The organism is Streptomyces sp. NRRL F-5755 (assembly GCF_001279365.1).
GTDB classification, from domain to species: Bacteria; Actinomycetota; Actinomycetes; order Streptomycetales; family Streptomycetaceae; genus Streptomyces; species Streptomyces rimosus.
Genome location: NZ_LGCW01000320.1, coordinates 16,527 through 36,292 on the forward strand (window position 1 = coordinate 16,527; position 19,766 = coordinate 36,292).

Here is a 19,766-nt window from a genome sequence, read left to right on the forward strand (position 1 = left end):
CCTCCTAGACTCCCCGCTATGAGGATCCGCATCGTTGACGCCTTCACCGACCGCCCCTTCGGCGGCAACCCCGCCGGAGTCGTGCTGTTCGACGCCGCCGGTTTCCCCGACACCGCCTGGCTCCAGCAGGTCGCCGCCGAGGTCAACCTCTCCGAGACCGCCTTCGCCCACCCGCTCCCCGCGGGCGGGGACGCCGACTGGGCCCTGCGCTGGCTCACCCCGGCCGCCGAGGTGAACCTCTGCGGGCATGCCACTTTGGCCACCGCGCACGTCCTGCACACCACCGGTGCCGCCACCGGCACGGTCCGCTTCGCCACCCGCAGCGGTGTGCTGACGACGACGGCCGACGACAGCGGCGCCATCACCATGGACTTCCCGACGGCCCCGCTGACCCCGGTCGAGGTGCCGCCGGTCGTGGCCGAGGCGCTGGGCACGGAGATCCTCGGCGCGTACGACACCGGTGCGAACCTCGGCGACCTCCTCGTCGAGCTGGCCGACGAGAAGTCCGTACGGGCGCTGGAGCCGGACTTCGCGGCCCTCGCCTCACCGGGCGGCCGCGGTGTGATCGCCACCGCCGCGGCCGAAGCGGCCGACCGTGGCTACGACTTCGTCAGCCGCGGCTTCTTCCCCGCCGTCGGCATCGACGAGGACCCGGTGACGGGCAGCACCCACACCGCCCTCGCGCCGTTCTGGTCGGCCCGGCTGGGCCGTGACACGCTCGTCGGCCACCAGGGCCCGGCGCGCCGCACCGGCCTCGTCCGCACCACGCTGCGCGGCGACCGTACGCTGCTGACCGGCTCGGCCGTCACCGTCATCGACGGCGAACTGCTCACCGCACCCTGAGACTCCTCGCCACGCCCTGGGAACGGGGGCAGGGCAACGGGGGGCGAGGATCGGGCGGGGGCCGGGCCGTGTGGCCCGGCCCCCGGGCCGCACGTCCTCACGCCGTCGGCAGCCACCCCACCTTCCCCGCCAGCACCGCGTACCCCACGAACGCCACGGTGTCGATCAGCGCGTGCGCGGCGACCAGCGGGCCGACGCGTCCCCAGCGCCGGTACAGCAGTACGAAGATCACGCCCATGACCATGTTGCCGACGAGGCCGCCGATGCCCTGGTAGAGGTGGTACGAGCCGCGCAGCACCGCGCTCGCCGCCAGCGCCGCCACCGGGGTCCACCCCAGCTGCCCCAGCCGCCGCAGCAGATAGCCGACGACGATGACCTCTTCGACCACGGCGTTCTGCACGGCCGAGGCGACCAGTACCGGCACCTTCCACCACACGCCCGGCAGCGCCTCCGGCACGACCGTGAGGTTGAAGCCCGCCGCCCGCGCGCCGAGGTACAGCAACAGGCCGCTGCCGCCGATGACCGCCGCCACACAGATGCCGCGGCTCAGGTCGAATCCGGGCCTGCGCCGGTCGAGGCCGACCGCCCGCAGGCCCCCGGCCCGCTCGCGCAGCAGCAGATGCGCCACCAGCGCCACGGGGACGAGCGCGGTGGCGATGCCGAACAGCTGCCACGTCAGATCGAGCCACGGGCGGCCCGGCGCCTGCGAGGAGTTCATCATCGCGGCCTGGTCCTTGAGGCCGCCCGGTTTGGTCAGCGACCCGATGAAGCTGATGAGCGCCGACACGCCGCTGGCGCCGAGCGAGAGCGCCAGGACCAGCAGTGTCTCGTTGCGCAGGAGCCGCCGCGGCAGCCCGCCGTCCGCGCCGTCCCCCCGGCCTCCGTCCGGCTCCTGCCGCCCCCGGCCCGGGGATCCCGCACCGGTCACGGGACTCGCGTCCGACTGCACAGCTGCCTCCAGTTCCGCACTACGACGTTCCGCACCACCGCGGTGTCCCACCACCGCGGTCCGCCGGTCGGTGCTTCCGCGCTGGAACGTCATAGCTTGCCCGACGCCGGCCGCGGCGAGCGGTACGGGGGCGCCGGGCCGTCCCGGAGGGCCCCGGCGGCGGCAGGCGGAATCGCGTCGGAACGCGGCACATCGTTGACGGACGAGAACCAGCCGTATCCGGCCGTATGCGCAGGCGACCGCGCCCCTCAGCCCCGCCCCGCCGCCACCGGCCCGGGCGCCCACTCGACGGGCCATGCGTGCACCGGCTCACCCGAGTGCATCAGCTCGCTGTACCGCCGTGTCATCGCCGCCAGCGCCGCGCCCCGGTCCAGGCCGCGGCCGAGCGCGTGGTGGTACGCGGCGGTCTGCCAGGACGCCCCGTTGACGCGGCGCCGGCAGCGGGCCTCGATCACGCCGAGGTAATGGTCCCGGTCGGCCGGTTCGACGCCCCAGGCGTCCAGCCCGTCGGCGGCCATCGGCAGCAGTTCCTGGCGCACCAGGCGTACGGCGGGAATCTCGGCGAGCCCGCCGGACCGGCCGCGGGGCCACTTCACTACGGCGTCGATGCCCCGGCGGCACGCGGTGTCGAAGTTCTCGGCCGCGGCGGCGAACGGCAGGCGGGTCCACACCGGCCGCTGCTCCTCGGCCAGCGTCCGTACCAGCCCGTAGTAGAAGGCCGTGTTGGCGATGACGTCGGTGACGGTGGGTCCGGCGGGCAGGACCCGGTTCTCGACCCTGAGGTGCGGGACGCCGTCGGCCACGCCGTAGACCGGGCGGTTCCAGCGGTAGACGGTGCCGTTGTGCAGGACCAGTTCGGCCAGGCTCGGTATGCCGCCCTCGTCCAGTACGGCCAGGGGTTCCTCGTCCGAGCGGATCGGCAGCAGCGGCGGGAAGAAGCGCAGGTTCTCCTCGAACAGGTCGTACGGGGCGTCGATCCAGCGCTCACCGAACCAGGTGCGCGGGCGTACCCCCTGGGCCCGCAGCTCCGGCGGGCGCACGTCGGTGGCCTGCTGGAAGACCGGGGGGCGGGATTCGCGCCACAGTTCGCGGCCGAAGACGAACGGCGAGTTGGCGCCGACCGCTATCTGTACGGCGGCGATGGCCTGGGCCGAGTTCCAGACCGCGGGGAAGCGGCCCGGGGTGACCTGGAGGTGCAGTTGCACGGAGGTGCAGGCGGCCTCCGGCGCTATGGAGGCCGAGGTGGAGACCAGCCGTTCCACGCCCTCCAGCTCGATCTGGAAGTCCTCGCCGCGCGCGGCCCGCATCTGGTCGTTCAGCAGGACGTAGCGGTCGATCTCGGAGAGGTTGGAGGCGACCAGGTCCTCGGCGGCCAGGGTCGGCAGAATGCCGATCATCACGATGCGGGCGGCCACCTCGGCCGCCTTGCGGTCGGCATAGCCCAGGCCGGTGCGGAGTTCTTCGGCGAGTTGATCGAGGACCCGTCCGGACAACCGGTGCGGCAGAATATTGACTTCCAGATTGCACTGGGCCAGTTCGGTCTGGAAATCGCGGCTCGCGATGCGCTCCAGGACCTGCGAGTTCATCATCCGCGGCAGCCCGTCGGGACCGGCGAGATTCAATTCGATCTCCAGCCCCATCAGGTTCTTGGGGCGGTCGAACCGCTTCTCGTCCAGGAGTCTCCGCAATCCCGCCAGACACTCCCGCAGCTTTCTTCGATAGCGTTGCGGATCGGTGAGGTCGATCCCGCCCGCCGCAACCTTCTCCCCCATCGAAGCGTCCCTTCCTCGTGACGACGGGCCCGGCCCGGCGGGCCTCCCGGGCCCCGCCATGGCGCCCGGGTCCGCCGGTCTCCCCGGCGGCGCCAGGGGATCGCGCTACGGTCGATGATGCCCGGCAATCCGATCGATAACGCCTCGGACATGCGCCGGAACCGATAGGCTCGATCAGACACGAAGGCTGGCACATTCCGAGGGCATACCGTCTGGTTCGACAGACCGGATCGGCGGTTGGCGGTAAACGCCGCCGAGATCCGGAAAAAGACCGTCCGGATCCGGCCTACCGTGTTCACGACGGAATACGAGGCAGTCGCGCCGGGCACCGCACAAAGGCGCCGAAAACACCTCTCCGGCCGGTCCGGATTCCGCCTTGCCGACAATCTCCGGAGCGGCTAGACGAAACACTTGGTGAACACACGTCGTATAAACTCCGTTGACGAGGCAGAGAGTTGGCGCCCAGCGTCGCGGTGTTCCACCGGGGCTGCGGCAAAGCGGCTGACCCCGCCGGGCCGACGTCCCCGATCGGCCATGTACTGGCGCTCTGTCCCCGACGCTGACGACGACGTCCGCACTTGCCCAGCACCACCGTGTCTCCCAAGTGAGAGGCGACCCACCATGCCGCTGCATGTTCCCCCTGCCCCCGCGCCCGCCCTCCGCAGCGTCCTCGCCGCCCTCGGTTCCCCCACCGCCGTGCGTGAGGCCCGCACCCCCGCCCTCCGTGCCCACCAGGGCCCCCTCGCCCCCGAACTCCCCTTGCCCGTCCATGTGTTGGACGATGTCAGCCACCCCGCCGGACCGCCCCGCACCCGGCTGGCCGGCTGGCGCTTCCTGATTCGCGACGGTGAACGCGCCGTGGCGACCGCGGAGGCGATGCTCACCGCGGACGGCTGGGCCTTCTCGCATTTCTGCGAGGGCCCCTACGTCACATCGACCGAACGGGCACTGCGTCAGGCGGAGTCCGTACCGACCCCGTACCAGCCCCGGCTGCTGTCCGTGCCGGAGCTGTACATGCTCACTTTGTGGCTGCACCACGACGTCGGTGCCGACGGCGCCGAGGGCGTGCCCGCGCCGGGCGACGTCCTCGTACCACTGGCGCCGGCCCCGCCGGGCATCGCGGCGCACCGGCCGCACCGGGTGGCGGATCTGCTGCCCCGGCTGACTCTGCGCCTGGCCCCGGTACCACTGCTGGGGTCACCGGCCTGAGGCTCCGCAGGGGGTTCTCCGCGGCGAGCGGCCGGCGTCGTACCACCGCAACCGCGCACAGATGCACACCGTTCCACAGGTTCGCGCCCCGCGCCCTTTTGGACGCGGGGCGCTCCGCTGCGCTCACCCACGCGGAGTACGCGGCCGGGTCGCTCCCAACGCCCCGGCAACGTCCCGTACTTGAAATGAACCGACCGCACGGGTGATGCGTCATTATCTAGTGAGTGCCGCTGCAGCCAAATCCCTGCGGAATCCGGCCCGTGGGGCAACACTGGTATCGACCTACTGAAACGGGGGAGCGGCCATGAGCATCGCGTCGAGCCGCAGGACGAATCAGACCACATCGCAGCGAAAGATCTCATCCATGTGCCAGCATCAACCACCGTGCCCGACCGCAGACTCCGCCGACCGGGAGGCCGCCCATCTTGTGGCGCACCACCCGGAGCAGGGCTGGAGCCTGCTGTGCAACGGTGTCCTCCTGTTCGAGGACACCGGTGAACTGCTGCCGGACGGCCAGGTCATCGCGCCGCACCGGGTGCTGGGCACACCGCACGTGGCCACCGCCGCCTGATCCTTCACGGGCAGCGCCGCCGCGGGCGACCGCACAACACGGCACAGAGCACCGCACAACTCAGCACAACGGACAACAGGGCCCCCGGCGTCCACGCCGAGGGCCCTTCGCATGCCGCGCCGCCGCGGGCGGCGCACCGGCGGATCAGCCGTCGTACTCCTCCAGCGGCGGGCAGGAGCAGACAAGGTTGCGGTCGCCGAACGCACCGTCGATACGGCGCACCGGCGGCCAGTACTTCTCCGCCGCCTCGACACCGGCCGGGAAGACCGCCTCCTCACGGGTGTACGGGTGCGGCCACGCGCCGCTCAGCGCCGCCGCGGTGTGCGGGGCGTTGCGCAGCGGGTTGTCGTCCTTGTCCCACTCCCCCGAGCCGACCTTGTCGATCTCCGCGCGGATCGCGATCATCGCGTCGCAGAAGCGGTCCAGTTCGGCCAGGTTCTCGCTCTCGGTCGGCTCGATCATCAGCGTCCCGGCCACCGGGAACGACATCGTCGGCGCGTGGAAGCCGTAGTCGATCAGCCGCTTGGCGACATCGTCGATGCTCACACCGGTCGCCTTGGTCAGCGGCCGTACGTCGATGATGCACTCGTGCGCGACCAGGCCGCCGGGGCCGGTGTAGAGCACAGGGTAGTGCGGCTCCAGGCGCTTGGCGATGTAGTTGGCGCCGAGCACCGCGACCTGGGTGGCGCGCTTGAGGCCCGCGCCGCCCATCAGCCGGACGTACGCCCAGGAGATGGGCAGGATGCCCGCGGAGCCCCACGGCGCCGCGGAGATGGGCCCGACGCCCGTCTCCGGGCCCGCGGTGGGCTGGAGCGGGTGGTTGGGCAGGTACGGCGCCAGGTGGGCGCGTACACCGACCGGGCCGACGCCCGGACCGCCGCCGCCGTGCGGGATGCAGAAGGTCTTGTGCAGGTTCAGGTGCGAGACGTCACCGCCGAACTTGCCCGGCTCCGCGAGCCCGACCAGCGCGTTCAGGTTGGCGCCGTCCACGTACACCTGGCCGCCCGCGTCGTGCACCGCCGCGCAGATCTGGGTGATGTGCTCCTCGAACACGCCGTGCGTGGACGGATAGGTGACCATCAGGACCGCGAGCTGGTCACGGTACTGCTCGATCTTGGCGTGCAGATCGTCCGCGTCCACCTCGCCGTCCGCGCCGGTCTTGACGACGACGACCTTCATGCCGGCCATCACGGCGCTGGCCGCGTTGGTGCCGTGCGCCGAGGAGGGGATGAGGCAGACGGTGCGCTGCTCGTCGCCGTTGGCGCGGTGGTAGGCCCGTACGGCCAGCAGCCCGGCCAGCTCGCCCTGCGAGCCGGCGTTCGGCTGGATGGAGACCTTGTCGTAACCGGTGACCGTGGCCAGCCGCTCCTCCAGCTCCGCGATCAGCGTGAGGTAGCCCTGCGCCTGCTCGACCGGCGCGAACGGGTGCAGCTGCCCGAACTCGGGCCAGGTGACCGGCTCCATCTCGGCCGTCGCGTTCAGCTTCATCGTGCAGGAGCCGAGCGGGATCATGCCGCGGTCCAGCGCGTAGTCCTTGTCCGACAGACGGCGCAGGTAGCGCAGCATGGCGGTCTCGGAGCGGTGCTGGTGGAAGACCGGGTGCGTCAGGTACGTGTCGCCGCGCAGCAGCTGCGACGGCAGCGCGTCGGCCACGGCTTCGTCCAGCCGCTCGATGTCGGCCTGGACGCCGAAGGCGCCCCACACCGCGTGCACCTGCGCGCGCCCGGTGGTCTCGTCGCAGGCCACGCCCACCAGGTCCGCGTCGACCAGGCGCAGGTTGACCCCGGCCTCGCGGGCCGCGGCGACCACCTCGGCGGCCCGGCCCGGCACCCGTACGGTCAGCGTGTCGAAGTACGCGCCGTGCACGACCTCGGCGCCGCCGGCGCGCAGGCCCTCGGCCAGGATGGCGGCGTAGCGGTGGGTACGGCGCGCGATGGCCGCGAGCCCGTCCGGGCCGTGGTAGACGGCGTACATGCCCGCCATCACCGCGAGCAGCACCTGCGCGGTGCAGATGTTGCTGGTGGCCTTCTCGCGGCGGATGTGCTGCTCGCGCGTCTGGAGGGCGAGACGGTACGCCTTGTTGCCGTCCGCGTCCACCGAGACGCCCACCAGGCGGCCGGGCAGGCTGCGGGCGAACTTCTCCCGTACGGCCATGAACCCGGCGTGCGGACCGCCGAAGCCCATCGGCACGCCGAACCGCTGGGTGGTGCCGACGGCGATGTCCGCGCCCAGCTCGCCCGGCGAGGTCAGCAGCGTGAGCGCCAGCAGGTCGGCGGCGACGGTGACGACCGCGCCCAGCTCGTGCGCCCGCTCGATCACGGCGCGGGGGTCGCGTACGGCACCGGACGCGCCGGGGTACTGGAGCAGCACGCCGAAGACGCCGCGCTCGGCCACCTCCGCCGGTATGCCGTCGGACAGGTCGGCCACCACGACCTCGACGCCGGTCGGCTCGGCGCGGGTCTCGATCACGGCGATGGTCTGCGGCAGACAGTCGGCGTCGACCAGGAAGACGCCCTCCTTGACCTTGCCCACGCGCCGCGCGAGGGCCATCGCCTCGGCGGCGGCCGTGCCCTCGTCGAGCAGCGAGGCGCCGGAGGTCGGCAGTCCGGTCAGGTCGGCGACCATGGTCTGGAAATTGAGCAGCGCCTCCAGGCGGCCCTGTGAGATCTCCGGCTGGTACGGGGTGTAGGCCGTGTACCAGGCGGGGTTCTCCATCACGTTGCGCAGGATCACCGGCGGGGTGAACGTGCCGTGGTAGCCGAGGCCGATCATCGGGGCGAGCACCTGGTTACGGTCCGCGAGCGCCCGCAGCTCGGCCAGCACCTCGGCCTCGCTGCGGCCCTGCGGCAGCCCCAGCGCCTCCGTGCTCTTGATCACGTCCGGTACGGCGGCCGCGGTGAGCTCGTCCAGCGATCCGAAACCGACCTGCGCGAGCATCTTGGCCTGGTCCTCCGGACCGGGGCCGATGTGCCGCTGCTCGAACGGGGTACCGCGTTCCAGCTCGGTCAAGGAGATGCGGTTGGTGGTCATCTGCGGGGGCCTCCTGGTCGTTTCGACCTCTGCGGGGCACCACGGCGCTGGTGCCCGGACGGCCTCCCCCTCTGTCATCGCAACCTGAGAGCTTCACCGGTTCCGCGCGCGGTACCGGCTTTCACCGTCGGTGAGGAGGGGTTCCGGCGCTGTGCCCGTCCGTGGCCCGCCCTGCTTTCCAGAGTGACCTCGTCCATGCGGTACGTGAGCCTGAGAGATTCCGGGGAGGAGTTGCTCCTTCGGCGCCCCCGCCATGATCGGCGAAGGACTCTCCCGCATGGGGTCGACAGCCGTTCGCCAGCCTACCAGCGCGGCGAACGGGCGTTCCTTCGAGTGGCCGGGGCATGAAATGTGCCGTTTGGTAGTTGTCACAAGGCAGTTGCGACCACTTGGAGGGACCGTGCAGACCGATATCGATCCCCGCAGCTTGATCGGCCGCAAGGCGTTCGACAAGAACGGAACCAAGATCGGCACCGTCGACGAGGTGTACCTGGACGATGCGACCGGAGAACCGGAATGGGCGGCCGTACGCACCGGGATCTTCAGCCGGGACGCGTTCGTGCCCCTGGAGCCCAGCGATCTGGTCGACGAGGCGCTGCACGTCCCCTACGACCGCAAGCTGATCAGGGATGCGCCGGACTTCGGGGTGGGCCGCCACCTCTCGCCGGAGCAGGAACTACAGCTCTACCACCACTACCGGCTGGACATTCCGGCCCCCGATTCCGTCTCCGGGCCCGTCCCCGGCTCGGACGCCGCACGGGCCGACACGGAGTTCGGGCGGGTGGCGGGGGCGGAGGACTGAGGGGCGGGGTGCTCCTGGGCAGCTCCCTTCTGGGCAGCTCCCTCCTGGGCGGGCCCTGCGGACGGCTCGGCCGGCGCGCCGTACGGCTCGCTCCCCCGCCCGTCCGGTGGTCCGCCCACCAGCGGCAACGGCTCGCCGGGGCGCAGCGCCGGGTCGTCGACGGGGAAGGTGCGCACCCGGCCGGGCCCGGACCACGGCTGCTCGAACCGTACGGTCACCCGGCCGACGCCGCTGCCCTGCACCCAGCCGGCGCCGTGCTCCTCATGGATCACGTCCAGCCCGGGGAGCCAGCGCCGGGGCCGCTCGGGCTCGTCGGCTGCCTCCCGGGCCGCCTCCGCCGCCACCCGGCGCTCCCGCTCGGCCTCCTCCTCGGCCGCCTTCTCCGTCGCGAGCTGGGCGAACAGGTCCTCCTGGGTGAAGTCGGCGAGCCCGGTCACGCCCACGCCCAGCAGCCGTACGCCGCCCGTCGTGTCCACCAGGTCCAGCAGCCGGGCCGCCGCCTCCCGCACCACGCCCGGGTCGTCGGTGGGTCCGCGCAGCGTCTCCGACCTGGTCAGCGTCGAGAAGTCGTAGTTGCGCACCTTGATCACGACGGTCCGGCCGGAGCGCCCGGCCGCCCGCAGCCGCTCCACGCACCGGTCCGCCAGCCGCGTCACCTCGGCCCGCACCCGCGTCCGGTCGGTCAGGTCCACGTCGAAGGTGTCCTCGACCGATATGGACTTCGCGTCCCGCTCGGCCACCACGGGCCGCTCGTCGCGGCCCAGCGCCATGGCGTACAGCCCGGTGCCGTGCGCCTTGCCCAGGAGGCGCACCAGCTCCGCCTCGCCCGCCTCCGCCGTCTCGGCGACCGTGTGGATGCCCGCCCGGCGCAGCGTCTCGGCCGTGGCGGGGCCGACGCCGGGCAGCGTACGCACCGTCATCGGGCCCAGCAGCTCCCGTTCCGTCCCCGGCTCGATGACCACCAGGCCGTCCGGCTTGGCCTGCTCGGACGCGATCTTGGCCAGCATCTTGGCCCCGGCCAGGCCCACCGACCCGGTGAGCCCCGTCGTGCGTCTGATGTCCCGCCGCAGCCGCTCCCCCACGGCCCGTACGGCCGCCGTGTCGGCCTCGGTACCGCCGGCCTCCAGGTCCACGAACGCCTCGTCCAGGCTGAGCGGCTCCACCAGCGGCGACAGCGCGTGGAGCAGTTCCATGACCTGGTCGCTCACCTGGCGGTAGAGGGTGAAGCGCGGGGTCAGATACGCGGCGTTCGGGCAGAGGCGGCGGGCCTGGGCGGTCGGCATGGCGGAGCGCACCCCGAAGACCCGGGCCTCGTACGACGCCGTGGAGACCACGCCGCGCGGGCCGATCCCGCCGACCACCACGGGCTTTCCGCGCAGGCTCGGCTTCGCCGCCTGTTCGGCGGACGCATAGAACGCATCCATGTCCAGATGCAGGATCGTCGGAGCACGTCTCACACGACCGATGCTCCCCCACACCACTGACAATCGCCCCGACCGACCCCGCCGCCCTGCCTCGGGCGCACTCCGGAATTCGCCTGAGAGGCCGTGTGCGCGCTTCAGAGGCCGCGTGCGGCTCCTGTGGCCGTTGTGTGTCTTCTGGTGCGACAGAGGCGCAGGAGACCGTCATAACGGGCGCGCGAGGAGCGCACGCGTGGATTCCGTACGTCGGGTACGCCGGATGCGCCGGGGGCACGCCGGGGCGATCAGCCTCCAGCCCCGCGGCGTACGCCCCCGCTCACCCCGCCCGGTTGCGGCGCCGCGCCAGTTCGTCGTGCGGGTTGTGCCGGACCAGCGTCTCGCCGGTGTCCACCCGCTCCCCGTGGAGCTGCGACAGCGCGCCTTCCACGTCGCGCCAGACCACGCCCACGGCGATGCCGAAGACGCCCTGTCCACCTTGGAGCAGGTCGACGACCTCATCGGGCGAGGTGCATTCGTAGACCGTCGCGCCGTCGCTCATCAGGGTCATTCTCGCCAGGTCGGACAGCCCGCGGGAGCGCAGGTGCCGGACGGCGGTGCGGATGTTCTGGAGGGAGACCCCGGTGTCCAGCAGCCGCTTGACGATCTTCAGGACGACGACGTCCCGGAAGTTGTAGAGCCGCTGGGTGCCCGACCCGTAGGCGGGCCGGACGCTCGGCTCGACGAGACCCGTACGGGCCCAGTAGTCGAGCTGGCGGTAAGTGATCCCCGCGGCCGCGCACGCCGTCGGGCCGCGGTAGCCGATGGTGTCCGCCCCGCGGTCGCCCGGTGCCCCGGCGGTCTGTGCCGGGGTGCGGTCAGCAGCCCCGGAGTGGAGCGGCAACGCCCCTTCCGCCGCCGTACCGTCGCCGGTGATTGCCACGCCGACCTCCGTCCTCCACGTCCCGGACGGGACCTGCCCTATCGACGGTATGCAGTCACTCGGGGTGCGTCAACGATCGCCGCGCTCGCCACGCCGAGTGATAATCACCTTGCGAGTGGTTTCTCGTGTCCCTGCTCGGGGAAAGGCTAATCGAATGCGCGGAAGGCACCCCTCCGCGCACCTGGCTCACTGGCTGTTGGTGCCGAAGTCCTCGGGCGAGATCTGGTCGAGGAACTCGCGGAACTTCTCCACCTCGTCCTCCTGCTCGTCCGGGATGGCGATCCCCGCGTCGTCGAGGACCCCGTCGGTCCCGTAGATCGGCGTACCGGTGCGCAGCGCCAGCGCTATGGCGTCGGACGGACGGGCGCTGACCTCGACACCACTGGCGAAGACCAGTTCGGCATAGAAGACCCCCTCGCGCAGGTCCGTGATGCGGACCTGGGTCAGTTCCTGGCCCACCGCTTCCAGCACATCCTTGAAGAGGTCGTGCGTCAGCGGCCTGGCAGGGGCCATCCCCTGCTGGGCGAAGGCGATGGCGGTGGCCTCCCCCGGCCCGATCCAAATGGGCAGGTAACGATCGCCTCCTACCTCCCGTAGGAGCACGATCGGTTGGTTGGAAGGCATTTCCACCCGGACACCCACGACATCGAGCTCGTTCACACAGCAACCCTAGGACGTGCCCGGCCGGTTTGGGTAGTCGGGCCACCCATTGCTCACGTCAGGCGGACGCGCAGGGCGGACTGGACCAGTGCAGCATGCAGCCGTACGGACAGCGTGGCCAGCTCCCTGGCCGTGGCCTCGGCATGCTGCCTGGTCTGCGGATTGCGGTGGCGGCGCAGCGGCGCCACGACCTGCTCGACCAGATTGGCCTCCCGCTCGGCCGCCGCCTTCACCGTCCGCAGATGGCGCGGTTCCAGACCGAAGCGCCCCAGCTCGGCGACGAGTTTGGCGACCGTGACGGCCTCGATGTCGTACCCGCCCCCGTCGTCCGGGACGATGAGGCCGTACGACTCCCAGTCGGCGAGCTCGGCCTCCTCGACCTCCGCGGCGGCCAGCAGCTCCGCCCGGCCTATCCGGGCGGCCGTGGGCCGGTCGGCGTCCGGCTCGCCGAGCCCCTCGAACAGCTCCCCCGCGGGCGCGGCGGGCGCCGGCAGCTGCACCTGCTCACCGCGCGCCACGGCGTCGAGATGCTCGCGGATCACTTTCAGCGGAAGATAGTGGTCACGCTGCATCCGCAGGACGGACGCCAGCCGGGCCACGTCGTCCGTGCTGAACTTCCGGTAGCCGGACGGGGTGCGCCGCGGCTCGACGAGCCCCTCGGCCTCCAGGAAACGGATCTTGGAGATGGTGACCTCGGGGAACTCGTCGCGCAGCGAGTTGAGCACCGTTCCGATGCTCATCAGCTTGCCGTCCGCGGCGGTGCCGGCCGACCCGGCACCGCCCGGCCCAGTGCGGTGCATATGCCTTCCTTGGCCGGTCAGAACCCGACGCCCCGCTGGCTCGCGTAGAAGACCAGCCGGAACTTGCCGATCTGCACCTCGTCACCGTTGGCGAGCAGGACCGAGTCGATCCGCTCACGGTTGACGTACGTGCCGTTCAGGCTGCCGACGTCGGCGACGGTGAAGGTGCCGTCCTGGCCGCGGCGGAACTCCACATGGCGACGCGAGACCGTCACGTCGTCCAGGAAGATGTCGCTCTGCGGGTGGCGGCCGGCCGTCGTCAGGTCGCCGTCCAGCAGGAAGCGGCTGCCCGAGTTCGGACCGCGGCGCACGACCAGCAGGGCCGAGCCCATCGGCAGCGCCTCGACGGCCGCCTGCGCCTCGGGGGACAGCGACGGGATCGCCGTCTGCCCGGTCGTCTCCGCGTCGTACGCCTCCAGCCCCGAGATGGAGATGGTGGAGGTCGTCTCGGAGGCACGCTCCGCCTGCGCGCCGGGGCGCAGCGGCGCTCCGCAGTTGGAGCAGAACCGGCTCGCCTCGGCGTTGCGGTGACCGCACCTCGTACAGACCGGCAAGGAAACCCCTCCACCCGTGTTCGCGGCCGACGGTCCCTGGGAACCTATGCGGCCGGACACGGAGGGGTCAACAGAACCGGCGCCGGGCGCGCCGACCTGGTCACGGAAGAGCGGGCGCTCCTGGGCGGCGCCGCTCTCCTCGGGCTGGCGCGGGGCACGGTGCTTCGCCGAGCCGGTGCCGCCCTCCTGGCGTGCGCTCTTGCCGAACAGCTTTGCAAACAACTTCACGGGCGATTCCCCTTGAACGAAACAGACCCGCCCGTGGGGCAGGACGAACCCTCGATGCACACACCGGCCGATCCGGACATCCGGTGAACGTCCGTGGCCTCCACACAGTTTCCACCACGCACCACCCGAACGGTGCGCCGACCCCCCGCTACCTCATGCCCGACCCGGGCCGTCCCCATTCGTGGCTCACTCACCGCGATGACGACCGAGCGTAGTCAGGCCGCTTCGCCTCCCGCAAGGCATCCACGATGATCTTCTCGTCACGGCTCACCGACACTGTGGCCTGCTCCTTTTCCAAAGTCTGCACCACTCCGCCCGGGATGTTCAGGGCGGGCTCCAGGTCCTCGGGCTTGCCGATCACCTTGAAGCGGTACGGCTGGGCGACCCGCTTGCCGTCCACCTCCACGCCGCCACGGACGTCCGAGACATACGAACCGGCCACGATCCGTACATCGTTGATCTGGATGGCCTCGGCCCCGGCCGCCCGCAACTCCTGGATGGTGTCCAGGAGTTTGTCCGCCTCGACGGAGTGCGTCGGGTCGTTGATGGTGAGGTTGATGCCCGGCCCCTGCGCCGCCACCGTCCCCGCCAGCACGCCGAGCTGCTGCTCCTTCTCCACGGTCTGTTTACGGGCCTCCTCGGCCTGGTCCGAGCTGTTCTCCAGTTCCGTCTTCTGACCTTCCAGCCTGCGCTGCTCATCCGTCAGACGCTGCGAACGGTTGTCCAGTTCATCCAGGATGCGCACCAGATCCTCCTGTCGCGCGCCCCGTAGTGCACTGCTGTCACTGGTGGAACGTACCTGAATTGCCAGGCCGAGTCCGAGAATGAACAGCAGCAGGGCCACGATCAGTTGGGCGCGGGTCAGCCGCGGCGGCCACAGACCGGCCACCAGGCGCTGCCGCCCGGTCATCGCCGGGCCCGGCGCGCCGGGCTCCGTGGCCGGTTCCGTAGCGTCCGGCGCCCCGTCCGCGGCGTGTCCCCCGTCGGGCTTGCGCTCCGCCGCCCTGCTCTCCGGCGGCATCGGCCGGCGGTCGGCGGGCCGGTCCTGACCCGCGGAGCGCGCCGCACGGGGCTCCTCCGGGGCCCGGCCCGGCTCCGGCGCCGTACCGTCCCGCCCTGGATTCTCGTCGGTACCCATCGGCATCAGGCCCTGAAGACGTGCCGGCGGATGGCCGCGGCATTGGAGAAGATGCGGATGCCCAGTACGACGACCACACCGGTGGACAGTTGGGCGCCGACACCGAGCTTGTCGCCGAGGAAGACGATGAGCGCGGCGACCACCACGTTGGACAGGAACGAGACGACGAAGACCTTGTCGTCGAAGATGCCGTCCAGCATCGCGCGCAGACCGCCGAAGACGGCGTCCAGCGCCGCGACGACAGCGATCGGCAGGTAGGGCTCGACCACCGTCGGCACCACGGGTCGGACCACAAGCCCGACCACGACTCCCACGATGAGGCCCAGTACGGCGATCACGATGTGCCCTTCCCTGTGTCGGTGCCGCCCTGGGCACCGGCCTTCGGCTGTGCTGTACGTACGATCAAGCTGGGCGCGGGCGGCAGCGTGACCCCGTTCTCGGCGGAAATCTTCGTACGGATCCCGTAGTTCTTCTGCAGTACGTGCAAGTACTGCCCGTCCGCACTGTCCTGGAACGCGGTGGCGAGCTTGTGCCCGTCGCCGACCGCCAGCACCGTGTACGGCGGCACCAGCGGCTTGTTGTCGACCAGTATGGCCTCTCCGGCGGCTCTGATCGCCGAGAGGGACGTCAGGCGCTGCCCGTTGACGGAGACGGCCTCGGCGCCGGACGCCCAGAGGCCGTTGACGACCCGCTGCAGATCACGGTCGCGCAGCCGCCCGGTGTCCGAAAAGCCACTGCTCTCACGCGGGCCGCCGCCATTGGACTGCGCCGACTTCGCGTCGTCGACGACGAGTTTCACACCGGGCCCGGTCACCTGGGTCGAGCCGGCCAGCAGCGCGAGCAGCTCGGCCTTGTCGCCGCCGTGCTTGCGCAGCGCCTCGCGCTGGATGGCACCCACGTCGTCGCGGAGCTTGTCGACACGCTTTTGCACCGCGTCGGCGTCGGCCGTGCCGTGCTCGATGCGGCTGATCAGCTCCTCGCGCTCCTTGGCCAGGGTGGGCGCCGATATCCGCGCCTGGGCGGCACCGACCGTCACCACCACCGCGGCCAGCACCAGGCCCGCCGCCAGCCCCAACTTCGCCCGCAGCGTACGGGGAAGGCCGCGCACCCCCGCCTCGCTCTTACGGGCCGCCGCTTCCGCGTACCCGTCGTCCAGGGCGTGGTCCATGACATTGGTCAGCAGCGACATCGAGGCATCGGGGCGCGAGGCCGGCTGGGGGGTGCTCCGATCGGGGCGCTGCTGCGACATGCCGCACATCGTCGCACGTCGGCGCCGCTGTCACCCAATGGCCCCACCGGCGTGCCGAATCGCGGCACACCGGTGGGGCCACCGGACGGTCCGGACGCGGTCGCGCCCGCCCGGCCGTGCTCAGCGGCCGGCGCTGTCCACCACGGCGGACCACTCGTCCAGCAGCTGTTGGGCCGAGGCGTCGTCCGGGCCCTCCGCCCACAGATGGGTGACGGCCTCCGCCGGGTCCGGCAGCACCAGCACCCAGCGCCCGTCGGCCTCCACCACCCGTACGCCGTCGGTCGTGTCCACCGACCGGTCGCCGGCGGCTTCCACCACATGGCGCATGACCAGGCCCTTGACCGCCCACGGCGTGGCCAGGTCCCGCTTGAGCACATGGGCCCGCGGAATCCGCGCGTCGATCTGGCTGAGCGTGAGCTGCGTACGCGCCACCAGCCCGATCAGCCGCACGAACGCCGCCGCGCCGTCGAAGACGCTGCTGAACTCCGGAACGATGAAGCCGCCCCGGCCGTCACCGCCGAAGATGGTGTCGTCCGCGCGCCCCACCCGGGTCAGGTCGTCGGGCGAGGTGGTCGTCCACTCCACCTGCGTACCGTGGTATGCGGCCACCTGCTCGGCGATACGGGTCGTGGTCACCGGCAGCGCCACCCGCCCGCTGCGCCGCTCGGCGGCCACCAGGTCCAGCATGACCAGCAGCGCCCGGTCGTCCTCGATGATCCGGCCGCGCTCGTCCACCAGCGACAGCCGCTCGCCGACCGGGTCGAAGCGCACCCCGAAGGCCGCGCGCGCGGAGGCCACGATCTCCCCGAGCCGGACCAGCCCGGCGCGCCGGGCGTCGGCGGTCTCGGTCGGCCGGGACTCGTCCAGGCCGGGGTTGATGGTGAGCGAGTCGACGCCGAGCCGCCCCAGCAGGCTGGGCAGCACCAGGCCGGCGCTGCCGTTGGAGGCGTCGACGACCACCTTCAGGCCCGCCTCCCCGATGCCCTCGGTGTCCAGCGAGCGCAGCAGCGACCCGGTGTAGGAGTCGTAGACGCTGGAGGGGAAGTGCAGGTCACCGATCTCGCCGGGGAAGGCCCTGCGGTACTCCTGGCGCGCGTAGACCCGGTCCAGCTTGCGCTGGCCCGCGAGGGAGAGGTCGGCGCCCCGCTCGTCCAGGAACATGATGTCCACCGAGTCCGGTACGCCGGGTGTCGTACGCACCACGATCCCGCCCGCGCTGCCGCGGGCCGTCTGCTGCCGGGCGACCGGCAGCGGCACGTTCTCCACGTCCCGTACGTCGATGGCGCTGGCCTGGAGCGCGGAGATCATCGCCCGCTTCAGTGCCCGCGCGCCGCGGGAGTGGTCACGGGCGATGGTGACCGTGGAGCCCTTCTTCAGGGTCGTGGCGTACGCGCCGGCGAGGCGTACCGCCACCTCGGGGGTGATCTCGACGTTCAGGATGCCGGAGACGCCGCGCGCGCCGAACAGGTGCGCCTGGCCGCGGGACTCCCAGATCACCGAGGTGTTGACGAACGCGCCGGCCTCGATGGTCTTGAACGGATAGACCCGTACGTTGCCCTGAACAATCGATTCCTCACCGACGAGGCACTCGTCGCCGATGACCGCGCCGTCCTCGATCCGCGCCGCCCGCATGATGTCGGTGTTCTTGCCGATCACACAGCCGCGCAGATTGCTCTGCTGGCCGATGTACACGTTGTCGTGCACCACGGCCTTGTGCAGGAAGGCGCCGCTCTTGACGACGACGTTGGAGCCCACGATGGTGTGCTCGCGCAGCTCCGCGCCGGCCTCGACCTTCGCATAGTCGCCGATGTACAGCGGCCCGCGCAGCACCGCGTCCGGGTGCACCTCGGCGCCCTCGGCGACCCAGACGCCCGGCGAGATCTCGAAGCCGTCGATGTCCACGTCGACCTTGCCTTCGAGGACATCGGCCTGGGCCTTCACATAGCTCTCGTGGGTGCCCACGTCTTCCCAGTAGCCCTCGGCGACATAGCCGTAGACCGGCTTGCCCTCCTTCATCAGCTGCGGGAAGACATCACCCGACCAGTCCACCGGGACATCGGGCTCCACATAGTCGAAGACTTCGGGCTCCATGACGTAGATGCCCGTGTTGACCGTGTCGGAGAAGACCTGGCCCCAAGTGGGCTTCTCCAGGAATCGCTCGACCTTGCCGTCCTCGTCGACAATCGTGATGCCGAATTCCAGAGGATTGGGGACCCTCGTGAGGCAGACGGTGACGAGCGCGCCCTTCTCCTTGTGGAAGCGGATCAGATCGGTGAGATCGAAGTCGGTGAGCGCGTCGCCGGAGATCACGAGGAAAGCGTCGTCGCGAAGCGCCTCCTCGGCGTTCTTCACGCTGCCGGCCGTTCCCAGCGGCTTTTCCTCGTTGGCATAGGTGAGCTCCATGTCGAGCTCTTCACCGTCACCGAAGTAGTTCCTGACGAGGGACGCCAGGAATTGCACGGTCACCACGGTCTCACTGAGTCCATGCCGTTTCAGCAGCCGCAGCACATGCTCCATGATCGGCCGGTTGGCCACCGGCAGCAGCGGCTTGGGCATACTCGACGTCATGGGGCGAAGACGGGTGCCTTCGCCACCGGCCATCACAACGGCCTTCATGTCGGAAGCGTCCTCCTCGAAAGAGACGACGGTCTTGCCGACTTCACCCGTCCGGGAGACTTAACGGTGTGCGCCCTCGGCACCTGGTTCCGGCCAGGTGCCGGTACGGCGGGATCAGTCGGCCTTGTTGTCCACCTTGATGAGTCGGCGGACCTGGACCACATAGAGGATCCCTGCCCACCAGTACAGTGCTGTACCCCATCCTGCGAACGCCCATCCGAAAATCGCAGCGAGCGTGTGGAGCCAACCTTCTCCGTCGCTGAGCAGCAGCAACGGGAAGGCGTACATCAAGTTGAATGTAGCCGCCTTCCCCAGGAAGTTCACCTGGGGAGGGCCGTAGTTGTGCCGGGCAAGCGCGGCGACCGCGATCAGCAGCATCAGTTCGCGCGCCAGCAGGGCCGCGGTGACCCACAGCGGAAGGATTCCGCGCCAGGTCAGGCCGACGAGGGTGGAGAGGATGTACAGCCGGTCGGCAGCCGGGTCGAGGATCCGGCCCAGGCTGCTGATCTGGTTCCAGCGGCGGGCCAGCTTGCCGTCGAGGTAGTCGCTGACGCCGCTGAGCGCCAGTACGAGCAGCGCCCAGTACTTGGTGTCCGGGCCGCCGAACTCCTTCCACAGGATCAACCACAGGAACACCGGCACGCCGACGAGACGAGCCATGCTCAGAATGTTCGGGATGGTGAGGACACGATCCGTCTGGACGCGCGTCTCCTGGACCTCCACCCGGGGGCCTCCTGTGGGGAACGTACCGACGATGCCCCCTGACCTTACCTGGCCACTACAGTTCGCCACACCGCGGGGCCCCTGTCCGGATACCACCCGATAACCGCCGAAAAAGCGACGCCGGCCGACGGTGGCGCGGTCGGCATCGACTCTAAACGCAGAAAAGCCCCGCACCATACGGTACGGGGCTTCCCCACAACAATTGTTCGGCGGCGTCCTACTCTCCCACAGGGTCCCCCCTGCAGTACCATCGGCGCTGAAAGGCTTAGCTTCCGGGTTCGA

The 19,766-nt window shown here is 70.8% G+C and carries 17 protein-coding genes, 1 rRNA gene and 1 riboswitch; of the genes, 4 read left to right on the top strand and 14 right to left on the bottom strand.

Annotation, left to right across the window (positions count from 1 at the left end):
- Positions 1–18: 18 nt before the first annotated feature.
- On the top strand, positions 19–843 hold the full coding sequence (locus ADK86_RS38715) for a PhzF family phenazine biosynthesis protein (RefSeq protein WP_053700859.1): 825 nt from the start codon (positions 19–21) through the stop codon (positions 841–843).
- Positions 844–940: 97 nt separating this feature from the next.
- On the opposite strand, the gene ADK86_RS38720 is transcribed toward ADK86_RS38715, so the two are convergent.
- Positions 941–1,696, bottom strand: coding sequence for a CPBP family intramembrane glutamic endopeptidase (locus ADK86_RS38720; protein WP_107088669.1), 756 nt, complete (start codon positions 1,694–1,696; stop codon positions 941–943).
- Positions 1,697–2,040: 344 nt separating this feature from the next.
- On the bottom strand, positions 2,041–3,564 hold the full coding sequence (locus ADK86_RS38725; RefSeq protein ID WP_053700860.1) for a glutamate-cysteine ligase family protein: 1,524 nt from the start codon (positions 3,562–3,564) through the stop codon (positions 2,041–2,043).
- 621 nt (positions 3,565–4,185) lie between these two features.
- Here ADK86_RS38725 and ADK86_RS38730 point away from each other — a divergent pair.
- Together ADK86_RS38730 and ADK86_RS38735 are read left to right on the top strand one after the other, a co-directional pair.
- Positions 4,186–4,773 carry a hypothetical protein gene (locus tag ADK86_RS38730; protein WP_053700861.1) on the top strand — a complete coding sequence of 196 codons (588 nt, stop codon included), beginning with the start codon at positions 4,186–4,188 and terminating at the stop codon, positions 4,771–4,773.
- 364 nt (positions 4,774–5,137) lie between these two features.
- Complete coding sequence (locus ADK86_RS38735; protein WP_030019934.1) at positions 5,138–5,344, top strand: DUF5999 family protein; 207 nt, start codon at positions 5,138–5,140, stop codon at positions 5,342–5,344.
- A 144-nt stretch (positions 5,345–5,488) separates the two neighbouring features.
- On the opposite strand, the gene gcvP is transcribed toward ADK86_RS38735, so the two are convergent.
- Complete coding sequence (gene gcvP / locus ADK86_RS38740; RefSeq protein WP_053700862.1) at positions 5,489–8,374, bottom strand: aminomethyl-transferring glycine dehydrogenase; 2,886 nt, start codon at positions 8,372–8,374, stop codon at positions 5,489–5,491.
- A 188-nt stretch (positions 8,375–8,562) separates the two neighbouring features.
- Positions 8,563–8,660, bottom strand: a riboswitch (glycine riboswitch).
- Between the two features lie 114 nt (positions 8,661–8,774).
- Here gcvP and ADK86_RS38745 point away from each other — a divergent pair.
- On the top strand, positions 8,775–9,176 hold the full coding sequence (locus ADK86_RS38745) for a PRC-barrel domain-containing protein (protein ID WP_033022568.1): 402 nt from the start codon (positions 8,775–8,777) through the stop codon (positions 9,174–9,176).
- Here the strand turns inward: ADK86_RS38745 and ADK86_RS38750 are convergent.
- The 11 genes from ADK86_RS38750 to rrf form a co-directional block, all read right to left on the bottom strand.
- A complete protein-coding gene (locus ADK86_RS38750) occupies positions 9,068–10,633 on the bottom strand; it encodes a DNA polymerase IV (protein WP_053700863.1) in 1,566 nt (521 codons plus the stop codon). The two genes, ADK86_RS38745 and ADK86_RS38750, sit on opposite strands and share 109 nt — an antisense overlap.
- A gap of 280 nt (positions 10,634–10,913) precedes the next feature.
- Positions 10,914–11,516 carry a MerR family transcriptional regulator gene (locus ADK86_RS38755; RefSeq protein ID WP_030599301.1) on the bottom strand — a complete coding sequence of 201 codons (603 nt, stop codon included), beginning with the start codon at positions 11,514–11,516 and terminating at the stop codon, positions 10,914–10,916.
- Between the two features lie 186 nt (positions 11,517–11,702).
- Complete coding sequence (locus tag ADK86_RS38760; RefSeq protein ID WP_003984965.1) at positions 11,703–12,176, bottom strand: bifunctional nuclease family protein; 474 nt, start codon at positions 12,174–12,176, stop codon at positions 11,703–11,705.
- Between the two features lie 53 nt (positions 12,177–12,229).
- Positions 12,230–12,976 carry a MerR family transcriptional regulator gene (locus ADK86_RS38765; RefSeq protein ID WP_003984966.1) on the bottom strand — a complete coding sequence of 249 codons (747 nt, stop codon included), beginning with the start codon at positions 12,974–12,976 and terminating at the stop codon, positions 12,230–12,232.
- Between the two features lie 17 nt (positions 12,977–12,993).
- A complete protein-coding gene (locus ADK86_RS38770; RefSeq protein WP_226048853.1) occupies positions 12,994–13,830 on the bottom strand; it encodes an FHA domain-containing protein in 837 nt (278 codons plus the stop codon).
- Between the two features lie 118 nt (positions 13,831–13,948).
- On the bottom strand, positions 13,949–14,896 hold the full coding sequence (locus ADK86_RS38775) for a DUF881 domain-containing protein (protein ID WP_420718912.1): 948 nt from the start codon (positions 14,894–14,896) through the stop codon (positions 13,949–13,951).
- 5 nt (positions 14,897–14,901) lie between these two features.
- Complete coding sequence (locus ADK86_RS38780) at positions 14,902–15,234, bottom strand: small basic family protein (protein ID WP_003984969.1); 333 nt, start codon at positions 15,232–15,234, stop codon at positions 14,902–14,904.
- Positions 15,231–16,145, bottom strand: coding sequence for a DUF881 domain-containing protein (locus ADK86_RS38785; protein ID WP_053700864.1), 915 nt, complete (start codon positions 16,143–16,145; stop codon positions 15,231–15,233). The genes ADK86_RS38780 and ADK86_RS38785 overlap by 4 nt, the downstream gene beginning before the upstream one ends.
- A gap of 120 nt (positions 16,146–16,265) precedes the next feature.
- A complete protein-coding gene (locus tag ADK86_RS38790) occupies positions 16,266–18,761 on the bottom strand; it encodes a mannose-1-phosphate guanyltransferase (RefSeq protein WP_030599307.1) in 2,496 nt (831 codons plus the stop codon).
- 114 nt (positions 18,762–18,875) lie between these two features.
- Entirely contained in the window at positions 18,876–19,484 is a 609-nt protein-coding gene (locus ADK86_RS38795; protein WP_053700865.1) for a CDP-alcohol phosphatidyltransferase family protein, read from the bottom strand.
- Between the two features lie 204 nt (positions 19,485–19,688).
- A 5S ribosomal RNA gene (rrf, locus tag ADK86_RS38800) occupies positions 19,689–19,766 on the bottom strand; the annotation flags it as partial.

Bases quoted from the DNA above. Each gene is read 5' to 3' on its own strand.
- gcvP (WP_053700862.1), bottom strand. From the start codon at position 8,374: ATGACCACCAACCGCATCTCCTTGACCGAGCTGGAACGCGGTACCCCG.
- ADK86_RS38790 (WP_030599307.1), bottom strand. From the start codon at position 18,761: ATGAAGGCCGTTGTGATGGCCGGTGGCGAAGGCACCCGTCTTCGCCCC.
- ADK86_RS38715 (WP_053700859.1), top strand. From the start codon at position 19: ATGAGGATCCGCATCGTTGACGCCTTCACCGACCGCCCCTTCGGCGGC.
- ADK86_RS38785 (WP_053700864.1), bottom strand. From the start codon at position 16,145: ATGTCGCAGCAGCGCCCCGATCGGAGCACCCCCCAGCCGGCCTCGCGC.
- ADK86_RS38735 (WP_030019934.1), top strand. From the start codon at position 5,138: ATGTGCCAGCATCAACCACCGTGCCCGACCGCAGACTCCGCCGACCGG.
- ADK86_RS38775 (WP_420718912.1), bottom strand. From the start codon at position 14,896: ATGGGTACCGACGAGAATCCAGGGCGGGACGGTACGGCGCCGGAGCCG.
- ADK86_RS38730 (WP_053700861.1), top strand. From the start codon at position 4,186: ATGCCGCTGCATGTTCCCCCTGCCCCCGCGCCCGCCCTCCGCAGCGTC.
- ADK86_RS38725 (WP_053700860.1), bottom strand. From the start codon at position 3,564: ATGGGGGAGAAGGTTGCGGCGGGCGGGATCGACCTCACCGATCCGCAA.
- ADK86_RS38765 (WP_003984966.1), bottom strand. From the start codon at position 12,976: ATGCACCGCACTGGGCCGGGCGGTGCCGGGTCGGCCGGCACCGCCGCG.